This window comes from Actinomadura sp. GC306, assembly GCF_004348665.1.
Classification (GTDB): domain Bacteria; phylum Actinomycetota; class Actinomycetes; order Streptosporangiales; family Streptosporangiaceae; genus Spirillospora.
Genome location: NZ_SMKM01000240.1, coordinates 1 through 10,239 on the forward strand (window position 1 = coordinate 1; position 10,239 = coordinate 10,239).

Annotated in this window: 12 protein-coding genes; 4 read left to right on the plus strand and 8 right to left on the minus strand. The window is 73.0% G+C overall.

The annotated features are described in order from the left end of the window. Positions 1-3: 3 nt before the first annotated feature. Positions 4-291, minus strand: coding sequence for a DUF4235 domain-containing protein (locus tag E1200_RS26090; protein WP_131954718.1), 288 nt, complete (start codon positions 289-291; stop codon positions 4-6). Between the two features lie 127 nt (positions 292-418). Between E1200_RS26090 and valS the strand changes: the two genes are divergently transcribed. Then, positions 419-2,938, plus strand: a complete 2,520-nt coding sequence (valS, locus tag E1200_RS26095; RefSeq protein ID WP_131954719.1) for a valine--tRNA ligase — start codon at positions 419-421, stop codon at positions 2,936-2,938. A gap of 73 nt (positions 2,939-3,011) precedes the next feature. On the opposite strand, the gene E1200_RS26100 is transcribed toward valS, so the two are convergent. The 7 genes from E1200_RS26100 to E1200_RS26125 form a co-directional block, all read right to left on the minus strand. Beyond that, positions 3,012-4,298 carry a cytochrome P450 gene (locus tag E1200_RS26100; RefSeq protein ID WP_131954720.1) on the minus strand — a complete coding sequence of 429 codons (1,287 nt, stop codon included), beginning with the start codon at positions 4,296-4,298 and terminating at the stop codon, positions 3,012-3,014. A 108-nt stretch (positions 4,299-4,406) separates the two neighbouring features. Continuing rightward, on the minus strand, positions 4,407-4,961 hold the full coding sequence (locus tag E1200_RS26105; protein WP_131954721.1) for a hypothetical protein: 555 nt from the start codon (positions 4,959-4,961) through the stop codon (positions 4,407-4,409). Between the two features lie 18 nt (positions 4,962-4,979). Continuing rightward, on the minus strand, positions 4,980-5,147 hold the full coding sequence (locus E1200_RS33965) for a hypothetical protein (RefSeq protein WP_165950463.1): 168 nt from the start codon (positions 5,145-5,147) through the stop codon (positions 4,980-4,982). After that, complete coding sequence (locus tag E1200_RS26110) at positions 5,135-5,740, minus strand: hypothetical protein (protein ID WP_131954722.1); 606 nt, start codon at positions 5,738-5,740, stop codon at positions 5,135-5,137. Before E1200_RS26110 ends, E1200_RS33965 begins: the two co-directional genes overlap by 13 nt. Continuing rightward, positions 5,737-6,219: a hypothetical protein gene (locus tag E1200_RS26115; RefSeq protein ID WP_131954723.1), complete on the minus strand. Its 483-nt coding sequence runs from the start codon at positions 6,217-6,219 to the stop codon at positions 5,737-5,739. The genes E1200_RS26110 and E1200_RS26115 overlap by 4 nt, the downstream gene beginning before the upstream one ends. Next, the gene (locus E1200_RS33970) at positions 6,216-6,746 is read right to left on the minus strand and encodes a MauE/DoxX family redox-associated membrane protein (RefSeq protein WP_165950464.1); all 531 of its coding nucleotides are present in this window, start codon (positions 6,744-6,746) and stop codon (positions 6,216-6,218) included. The genes E1200_RS26115 and E1200_RS33970 overlap by 4 nt, the downstream gene beginning before the upstream one ends. Beyond that, positions 6,743-7,441 (minus strand): hypothetical protein, encoded by a 699-nt coding sequence (locus E1200_RS26125; RefSeq protein ID WP_131954724.1) that lies wholly within the window; start codon positions 7,439-7,441, stop codon positions 6,743-6,745. Before E1200_RS26125 ends, E1200_RS33970 begins: the two co-directional genes overlap by 4 nt. A gap of 232 nt (positions 7,442-7,673) precedes the next feature. Between E1200_RS26125 and dut the strand changes: the two genes are divergently transcribed. From dut to E1200_RS26140, 3 genes are all read left to right on the plus strand, one after another. Continuing rightward, entirely contained in the window at positions 7,674-8,183 is a 510-nt protein-coding gene (gene dut, locus E1200_RS26130; protein WP_131954725.1) for a dUTP diphosphatase, read from the plus strand. A gap of 3 nt (positions 8,184-8,186) precedes the next feature. Next, on the plus strand, positions 8,187-9,005 hold the full coding sequence (locus tag E1200_RS26135) for a DUF3710 domain-containing protein (protein ID WP_131954726.1): 819 nt from the start codon (positions 8,187-8,189) through the stop codon (positions 9,003-9,005). 223 nt (positions 9,006-9,228) lie between these two features. Continuing rightward, on the plus strand, positions 9,229-10,206 hold the full coding sequence (locus tag E1200_RS26140; protein WP_131954727.1) for a hypothetical protein: 978 nt from the start codon (positions 9,229-9,231) through the stop codon (positions 10,204-10,206). Positions 10,207-10,239 lie beyond the last annotated feature (33 nt).

Sequence of the window (10,239 nt, forward strand, 5' to 3'; positions counted from 1 at the left end):
GTTTCAGACCTTGGCCCTCAGGTGGGCCGGGAGCTCGCCGGTGCCCTTGACCCACTGGTTGGCCACGGCGCGGGTGGCGAGGACGCGGGAGATCTCCATGCCGACGCCCATCACCACGGCCCAGCCGAGCGCCTCCATCAGGTCCACGTCCGGGGACTCGGGGTTGGTCGGCGGTTCCTTGCCGGTGGTCTTCTTCCACGCCGCCGTGATCACTTTCCTCGCGACGAAGCCGCCGGCGAAGGCCGCGGCACCGGCCATCACCTTCCAGCCGATATCGCCTTTGTCCGCCATTGTCGTCCTCCACTCGGTCGGTGTCTCGCGACGCTACCGGAACCGCCCGCCACCGGGGGCGAGGCGATCGCCGCGTCGGCGCGGGTAATCGTCATGCGGAGGCGCCCGATGTCAATACCATTGGCCCATGACAGAGCAGCCGCGTACTCCGCACATCCCTTCCAAGCCCTCACTGGACGGCCTGGAGGACAAGTGGGTACGCGCCTGGGAGGACGAAGGCGTCTACCGGTTCGACCGCACGCGGCCGCGCGGGGAGGTCTTCTCGATCGACACCCCGCCGCCCACCGTGAGCGGTTCGCTCCATGTCGGCCACGTCTTCTCCTACACCCATACCGACGCCGTCGCGCGGTTCCACCGCATGCGCGGTCGGGCGGTCTTCTACCCCATGGGATGGGACGATAACGGGCTGCCGACCGAGCGCCGCGTCCAGAACCACTTCGGTGTCCGGTGCGACCCGTCCCTCCCGTACGACCCCGGTTTCGAGCCGCCGGCCAAGCCCGACCCGAAACGGCAGCTCCCGGTGTCGCGGCGCAACTTCATCGAGCTGTGCGAGCGGCTCACCGAGGTCGACGAGAAGGCGTTCGAGGAGCTGTGGCGCCGCGTCGGCCTGTCGGTCGACTGGGGGCAGCTCTACACGACGATCGGGGCCACCGCCCGGACGGCGTCCCAGCGCGCGTTCCTGCGCAACCTCGCCCGCGGCGAGGCGTACGTGTCGGAGGCGCCGACGCTGTGGGACGTCACGTTCCGCACCGCCGTCGCCCAGGCCGAGCTGGAGGACCGCGAGCAGCCCGGCGCGTTCTACCGGCTCCGGTTCCACGGGGACGAGCGGCCGGTCTACATCGAGACGACCCGCCCGGAGCTGCTGCCCGCGTGCGTCGCGCTGGTCGCCCACCCCGACGACGAGCGGTACCGGGAGCTGTTCGGGACGACCGTCCGCACGCCGCTGTTCGGCGTCGAGGTCCCGGTCCTCGCGCACCGGCTCGCCGAGCCCGACAAGGGCTCCGGCATCGCGATGATCTGCACGTTCGGCGACGTCACCGACGTCACCTGGTGGCGCGAGCTCGACCTGCCGACCCGCGCGGTCATCGGCTGGGACGGCCGGCTCGCCGCCGACCCGCCGCAGGGCGTCCCCGCCGGGCCCTACGCCGAGCTGGCCGGCAAGACGGTGTTCTCCGCCAAGGAGCGCGTCGCCGAGCTGCTGCGCGAGTCCGGCGACCTGGACGGCGAGCCCCGCGCGATCAGCCGGCCGGTGAAGTTCTACGAGAAGGGCAGCAAGCCCCTGGAGATCGTCACGACCCGGCAGTGGTACATCCGCAACGGCGGCCGGGACGCGGACCTGCGCGCCGAGATGCTCGCGCGGGGCCGCGAGCTGGCCTGGCACCCCGGCTACATGCGGGCCCGCTACGAGAACTGGGTCGAGGGCCTCAACGGCGACTGGCTGATCTCCCGGCAGCGGTTCTTCGGCGTGCCGATCCCCGTCTGGTACCCGCTGGACGAGGCCGGCGAGCCCCGCTACGACGAGCCGATCACGCCGGCGGAGGACGCGCTGCCGGTCGACCCGTCCTCCGACGTCCCGCCGGGTTACACCGAGGACCAGCGCGGGAAGCCGGGCGGCTTCGCGGGCGATCCCGACGTGATGGACACCTGGGCGACGTCGTCGCTGACCCCGCAGATCGCGGGCGGCTGGGAGCGCGACGCGGACCTGTTCGGCCGGGTGTTCCCCTTCGACCTGCGGCCCCAGGCGCACGACATCATCCGGACGTGGCTGTTCGCCACGGTCGTCCGCGCGCACCTGGAGCACGGGTCGCTGCCGTGGAAGGCGGCCGCGCTGTCGGGGTGGATCCTCGACCCCGACCGCAAGAAGATGTCGAAGTCCAAGGGCAACGTCGTCACGCCGATCGACCTGCTGCGTGAGTACGGCTCCGACGCCGTCCGCTACTGGGCGGCCAACGGGCGCCCGGGGACCGACACCGCGTTCGACACCGGCCAGATCAAGATCGGCCGGCGGCTCGCCATCAAGATCCTGAACGCCTCGAAGTTCGTGCTGGGCCTCGGCGAGGTGCGGGCGGAGGCGCCGGTCGCGCAGCCGCTGGACAAGGCGATGCTGGCGGCGCTGTCCAACGTCGTCCGGGAGGCGACGGAGGCGTTCGAGGGCTACGACTACACCCGGGCCCTGGAACGCACCGAGCGGTTCTTCTGGGAGTTCTGCGACGACTACCTGGAGCTCGTCAAGACCCGCGCCTACGGGGACGGGCCGGAGGCGGAGTCGGCGCGGGCGGCGCTGCGCACGGCGCTGTCGGTCCTGCTGCGGCTGTTCGCGCCGATCCTGCCGTTCGTGACCGAGGAGGTCTGGTCGTGGTGGCGGCGGGGGTCGGTGCACACGGCGCCGTGGCCGACGCAGGCCGAGCTGCCGCCGGGCGGCGACCCGGCCGTGCTCGCCGCGACCGGTGAGGCGCTGCGGCAGGTCCGCAAGGCCAAGTCGGAGGCGAAGGCGTCGATGCGCGCGGACGTCTCGCGCGCCGTCGTCCGCGGCGCCGAGGTGCTGCGGATCGCGCGCCCGGACCTGGCCGCGGCCGGCCGGATCGCCGACCTGACGCTGGAGGACGCCCCCGCCGACCTGACCGTCGACGTGGTGCTCGCCCCGTGACCGCCGCCCCCGGCCGCCGCGCACGCGGCGGGCGGGGACGCGGCGGGCGGGGACGCGGGCCGGGGCCGGCGGGTCAGACCTCGCAGGGCAGGTGCTTGATCCCGTTGATGAAGCTGGAGAACAGCCGGTCGGGCTCCCCGGTGGCGCGGATTTCCGGGACGCGCGTGAACAGCTCCCGGAACATCACCGTGATCTCCCGGCGGGCCAGGTTGGCGCCCATGCAGAAGTGCGGGCCGGGGCCCCCGAACCCCACGTGGGGGTTGGGGGAGCGGGTGATGTCGAAGACGTCGGGCCGGTCGAACACCGTCTCGTCCCGGTTGGCGGAGTTGTAGAAGAGCAGGACCTTGTCGCCGGTCTTGTACCGGTGCCCGTTCATCTCGTACTCGCGGGTCACCGTCCGGCGGAACTGGATGACCGGCGTGGACATCCGGACGATCTCCTCCACGGCGCCGGGCATGTGGGCGTCGAAGTCCTCCAGCAGCAGGGCGCGCTGCTCCGGGTTGTCGGTGAGCAGCTTGAGGCCGTGGGACATGGCGTTGCGCGTCGTCTCGTTCCCGGCGACGACCAGCAGGATGAAGAACGAGCCGATCTCCTGGTCGGTCAGCCGCTCGCCGTCGACCTCCGCGGCGACCAGCGCGGAGACGAGGTCGTCCCCCGGCTGCCGGCGCCGCTTGCGGGCGAGCTTCATCGCCAGGTGGTTGAGCTCGTACCCGGCGACCATCACCTTGAGGAGCCCGTACAGCGCGCCGAGGCGGGTGATGCCGTCGCGGGTGTAGTCCCGGCCGCCGCTGTACTCGGGGTCGCCGAGGCCGAGGATGGTGTTCGTCCGGTCGTACACCATCGGGCGGGCGCTCTCCGGGATGCCCATCATGTCGCAGATGACCTGGAGGGGGAGCCGGGCCGCGACGTCGGTGACGAAGTCCCCGGACCCCTTCTCGATCAGGTCGTCCACGATCCGGGTCGCGGTCGCCTGGAGGTCGGTCTCCATCTTCGCCAGGATGCGCGGGGTGAACGCCCGCGACACGATCCGCCGGATCTTGGCGTGCCGGGGGTCGTCCATGTTGATCATCGAGCCGAAGTAGCGGGCGAGGTAGCCCGGCATGTCGGCGATGCTGTTGGAGCAGGGCTCGCTGCTGAAGACCTCCGGGGTGCGGCTGGCCTCGACGACGTCGGCGTGCCTGGCCAGCGCGTAGAAGCCGGGCCCGGTCTTGACGAACGGGAGCTTCAGCTCCGGGAAGAACGCCGGGTGGTCCAGCTGCCGCAGCCGCGCGAACGCGTCCATGCGCCGATCGGGGGGCAGCGCCCAGAACTTCAGGTTCGACAGGTTGCCGTCGACCTTCTCCCCCGCCGTGGTCGTCATGCCGGGCACCCACCTTCGCAGCCGTACTCAGAATCCCGTTCGGTTTCTATCGAATCGGGGTCCAATGAGGACGTCAAGGCGAACCGGGCGATCCGCCGGTAGCGGGAGTCACAGAACAAGGAGGGTGAGAGCGGCCAGGATCGCCAGGGCGGCGGTGGTCTGCACGGCCGGCATCCGGGCGGCGAGGACGGTGCCCCGGTGCTCGTCCCGGGCCAGATAGGTGAGGACGGCGCTCAGCGCGCGCCCTGCACCGAAGGCCGCGCCGGTGAGAAGTGCGGCGCCGAGCCCCGGGTGGCTGAGCAGAAGCGCCGGCGCCAGGACGTAGGGGCTGCTGGCGGAGACGTAGGTCCGCACGCCCGTGCCGAGCTCGAACCCGAACTGCAGGGAGCCGAGGCGCAGCCGGGCCTGCAGGACCTCGGGCGGAATCTGCCGGGCGTTCTGCGGCAGCGGGACGCGGAGCACGCCGAGTTCGCGGGCCGCGCCGAGGACGGCCACGCCCACGATCGCCGCCGCGCGCACGGCCGGCGGCAGCGGCGCGGCGAGACCGGACAGCAGCCAGATCACCGCCGCGCTGAGCGTGCCCCCGGCCAGCAGCCCGAGGGTGAAGACGGCCAGGACCTCGCCCTGCCGTACGTGAGCCCGCCAGCCTGGCGAGAACAGCACCGATTCGCTGTTGCGCGTTCAAACGCTGCCGGACAGCGAGAAGCCCGCCAGCGCCCCGATCGACGCCCAGCACAGCACCGACGCGTCGAGCGCGGCCGCGGCGACGGCCAGCAGCGCCAGGGCCGCGGCGGGCGGCAGCGGGTCGGCCAGGCCCCGCCGCACGCGCCCGGCGCTCAGTTCTTGCACGTCACCGCTTTGCGGCAGATGGTCTTGTACCAGTTGCCCTGCTTGGACTTCTTCCATCCGTCGTGGCAGCGCCAGGTGACGCCCTTCTTGCACTTGCCGCAGCTCTTGGCGTACGCCCACAGCCACCCGTCGTAGCCGCCGCTGTAGCACTGGCTCGGACGCAGCTTGTACCAGCCCGGATGCGAGGCGCCCGACTTGTGGAAGCCCTTGTACTTGCCGCTCGTCCGGCAGCACCAGCTGCACGCGTAGCTCGGCCCGCACCCCGGCGAGCAGTTGTGGTCCGCCGCGTACGACGGGCAGCGCGGATAGATGTCGTAGTAGCCGACCAGCTGGAACCCCGACGCGACCGCCTCCCGGGCGGGCGGGAAGACCCCGAGGGCCTTCAGCCCGGCGGTGGCGCCGGCGGCGAAGAGGCCGGTGAGGACGCTGCGCCGCACGGGCCGGAGCGTCGGCGCGTCGGACGGGACGGGACGCCGGCGTGCGCGCCGGGCACCGGCGGGCCGCGGGCCGCGCAGCGGCGGGATGTCCGCCAGCTCGACCACCGGCGGCTCGCCCATCGGTTCGATCGCCGGGTCGGTCGTTCGTTCGGTCATCGGGTCGCCTCCAGGGTCAGCTCGCGGAGGGCCTCGGCGGAGCCCACGGGCTCGGCGGCCCGCACCCGCCCGTCCTCGCCGACGAGCACGGCGAACGGGGTCGCGGGGACGCCGTACTCGGCGAACAGGCCGTCCTGCTCCCCGGTGAGCACGCGTGCGCCGGGCGGGACGCCGCCGGCGGGCGGGCCCGCGAAGACCGCGTGCAGCGGGCCGTCCGGGACCGGGCCGTCCGGCGCCGCGGCGGCGGAAAGGACCTCGGTGCACACGCCGCAGTCGCGGTCCAGGAAGAGCACGAGGCCCGGCCCGAGCCGGTCGAACGCGGGCGCGGCCGTGCCGGGCGCGGGCCCGAGCCCGGTCCGGTGCGGGGGCGGGGCTCCCCGGCTCAGCGCGTGCACCTGCCGGACGAGCCCGGCGACCACCAGTGCGAGCAGCAGGATCGCCACCCACGAGAGCAGCAGTGCGCTGTTCTGGAAGCTCATCCGGCCGGTCTCCTCTCCTCGGTCATGGCGTGCGGGAGCGTCCACAGCAGCACCGCGAACGCCAGCCCCGCCGTGATGGTGACGGTCAGCTCGAAGGGGGCGGGGCCCGCGGGCAGGCCGTGCAGGGCGCCGGCGAGGGCGAGCGCGGCGAGGGCGGCGGCCCGTCCCGCGACCCAGCCGGTCATGGGGGTGTCGCGGCCCGCGCAGCCGCACGGGACGCCGCGCCGGGTCCGCGCCACGTACGCGCCGTAGCCCGCGTACAGGCCGAGCAGGACGGCCGCCACGGCGGACGCGGCGCGCATGGGTACGTCCGTCCAGAGCAGCAGTGCCACCGCGCCGCACGCCCCGGTGCCGGCCTCCGCCGCGATCACGGCGGCGGCGACGGGGCCGGTGACGGCGCGGGGGAGCGTGCCGTGCGCCCGCAGCGCCGCCGCGAGCCCGCCGGGCGCGCGCACCTGCCCGGCCGCCGACAGCAGCAGCACGAGCGGGACCGCGACCGCCGCGATCCCCGCGAGCGTCCCGGTCACCGGATCGCCGCCACCGACAGGCCGGCCAGGCGCCGCGGGACCTCCCGCACCCGGTCCTCCTCGGGCAGGACGGTCACCAGCAGCGACCGCAGCGCGAGCAGGAAGTACGGCCCCTGGCCCTCGATCACGTCCTGGAACAGCTCGCCGCCCGCGACCGGCGCGCCGCGCCACGCGGGCAGCCGCCGGCGCGTCCGCTGGTTCAGCGCGGTGATCTCCAGCAGCCCGAGGCCCGGGACCTCCTTGACCATCTCGGCGGGCTCGGGGCGCCGGGCCCGGCCGCGCGGGACGGCGGTGACCCCGTCGGGGTGCTCGGTCAGCCGCAGCGTGCCGAAGAACGCCACGGCGTCCGCGGGACGCGCGTGGTACAGGTGCGTGAACACCGCGTGCCGACGGCCCTCCCACACCGCCGCGAGGACGGGGTCGCGCACCCCCGTCTCGGCGTCGCGGGCCGCCGTCCGGCCCACCCGGAGCCGCCCGCCCTGCATCCGGAACTCCTGCTCGAACCGGTCGAGCCCGATGTCCTCGGCCCAGGCCAGGGCGTCCGTGCGGGTGCCGCTGGAGATCTCGTGGAGCCGCCCGCCGTCGGCGATCCGCGCCACCGAGGTGCAGGGCCGCCGGAGGTCCTGGGCGCCGGAGAGCCGGACGCGCACGCCGTCCAGCGACCGGTGGGTGACGTACTTTCCGGGTGCGCTCATACCGTCCCCTTCCTGCGGGGACGCAACCCCCACAGAAGTACCGCGGGTAACAGAGGTGACGCTACGCGTGATCTCTCGCTTTGGCGGCAAACCTTCCGGAAGTGGTCACCCCCCGGGGCGGGATAGGGTCGACTGCCGGACCCGCGCGGCGCGGCGTTTCAGCGCCGGCCGGGCGACGGGCCCTGGGTAGGGTCGTGGGGTTCTCCGGCAGGCGCGCGTAAGAGGTGGATCCATGGGCGAGGTCGATGTGCTGTTCCGGCGGCTTGATCCCGGGCTGCCGCCGCCCAGGTACGCCCACGCGGGCGACGCGGGCGCCGATCTGGTCGCCGCCGTGGACGTCGAGCTCCCGCCGGGGGAGCGCGCCGTGGTCCCGACCGGGACGGCGATCGCACTCCCGGACGGCTACGCCGCTTTCATTCACCCCCGGTCCGGTTTGGGCGCTAGGTTGGGGGTGACCATAGTGAACGCACCCGGAACGGTCGACGCCGGCTATCGGGGTGAGATCAAGGTGACCCTGCTGAACACCGACCCCCGCGCCACCGTGCGACTGCGGCGCGGAGACCGGATCGCGCAGATGGTCGTGCAGCGGGTGGAGCGGGCGGTCTTCCACGAGGTCGCCGAGCTTCCGGGATCGGCGCGCGGTGCGAACGGCTTCGGTTCCACGGGCGGATTCGGCTCCCCGGGCGAATCCGGACCCGCACCCGCCTCCGGGGACAATGAGCACAGTCGAGAAGGAGCGTGAGTCGTGGCTTTTGGACGTCGCCGGCAGGCCGAGGAGCCCGAGAAGGGGACCGAGGCGCAAGCGGAGCCGGCGGAGACCGCCGAGGAGGCTCCCGCCAAGGCGGAGTCCCCCGAAGGCGGTCCGTGGGACTCCGAGGACTCCTTCCCCGAGATGCAGCGCCTCGATTTCGGAGCCATGCAGGTGCCCGTGGCCCCCGGGCTCGGGTTCCAGGTGAACATCGAGCCGACCCAGGTGGACGCTGAGGGCAACCCGACCGACGGGCGGCCCGTGGCGGTGCTCGTGCAGTACGAGGAGAGCGCCATGCAGCTCCAGGTGTTCGCGGCGCCGAAGCGCAGCGGCATCTGGGACGAGGTGCGCCGGGAGACCGCCAGGGACATCCAGGAGGAGGCGAAGGGCCAGATCCAGGAGGGCGAGGGCCCGTTCGGCCCCGAACTGCTGGCGATGGTGCCCGCGGCGCTGACCGAGGAGGTCCTCGCCGAGATGCCGCAGGAGGTCCGCGAGCAGATCCCCGCCGAGTTCATCGAGCAGGGGTGGGCGCCGCAGATCATCCGCTTCCTCGGGGTGGACGGCCCCCGCTGGTTCCTCCAGGCCGTGGTGCAGGGCGCCGCGATCGAGGACGAGGAGCAGTGGCAGATGCTGGAGGACGTGCTGCGCGGCGTGGTCGTCCACCGAGGCGACGCGCCGATGCCGCCGCGCGACCTGCTGGAGCTGCGGATCCCGAAGGAGTTCAGCGAGGCCGGCCAGGAGGACGCGGAGGCCGCGGAGGGCGAGGAGAACTTCAACCCCTTCGAGCGCGGCCCCGAGATCACCGAGGTCCGCTGACCCGGACCTTTCGCCCGCCGGGCCGCACGCCGTTCCGGTCGTGCGGCCGGGCGGTGACCGCCGCGCGGCGGGCGGAGCCGCGACGGTACGGCTTCCGTCGGCCATGCGGCCGGGCTGGCCGGCTCCCGGCGCGGTGTTCCCGGATGGCGTGTTCCCGGATCGCGCTCGGAAGATTCGGGCATTCCGCACCGAGTGCCGGGCCGGGCGGTTAGCCTGTGGACGCGTGATCATGAGCCGGCGCGTCCTGACAAAGGCGACGCACACCGCCATCGCCGCTTACGACCTCTCCCGTCTGATCCGCAACGGATCCCTGATGGAACGGGCGGCGGTGTTCCCCTCCGAGGCCAGCCCCTGCGACCACGCCGCGGCGCCCGATCTGGAGTGCGCTGCCTACACGACCGACGACGCTCTCATCTGCGTCGGGCGTGACGGCGGGATCCGGTGGCGGAGCGACTTCGATGCGGCGCCCGAGCGGTACATGAACGGCGCCGCCGCCTGCGCGTTCTCGCTGAGGGGCGACGTTGTGTGGCTCTACCGGCCCGACCTGGCGATGAAGGGGCCCGGGCATACCGACCAGTGGCTGGCCTTCGACGCGGCCACGGGCGCCGTGCTCGGACAGGTCGACCTGGGCAGCACCGGGCACGGCGCGTATCACTTCGTCCACCCGGACGGCGAGCAGATCCTCTTGAACGTCGGCCAGGGACAGGACGGAGCGCGCGTCTACCGCGCCCGACTGGACGACACGGGAATCGTCGTCAGCGAATACGTGTGGGACGCGACGCTGTTCGACCTGTCCCCCGACGGCGGCCGCGTGATGACGGTCCGGGAAGTGCGGGGAGGTCTGCTGGAGGAGCTCGTCATCCGCACGTTCCCCGAAGGGCGGGAGGACGTCGTCGTCTCGGCCGAGGCGCTCGGATACGACGAGGACAGGTACGAGACGTTCTTCATCGGCTACATCGTGGGCTACCTCGACGCGGACACCGCGATCGTCTCCGTCCACGGCGAACTGGCCGAGGACGAGGACGACGAGGAGGCCCAGGACCTGGACTTCCACCACAACCAGCTGGTCGACGTCCGGACGGGCCGGGTGCTCGGGCCGATGCCCTCCGAATTCTTCTCGCGGAACGACGTCATGCCCCTCGGAGACCGCTCGTGGCTGACCGTCGGCTCCAACGGCGGCTGGTACCGCCACACGCTGTGAGACGGGGACCGGTGGTCGGACGCGGCCCCGGGG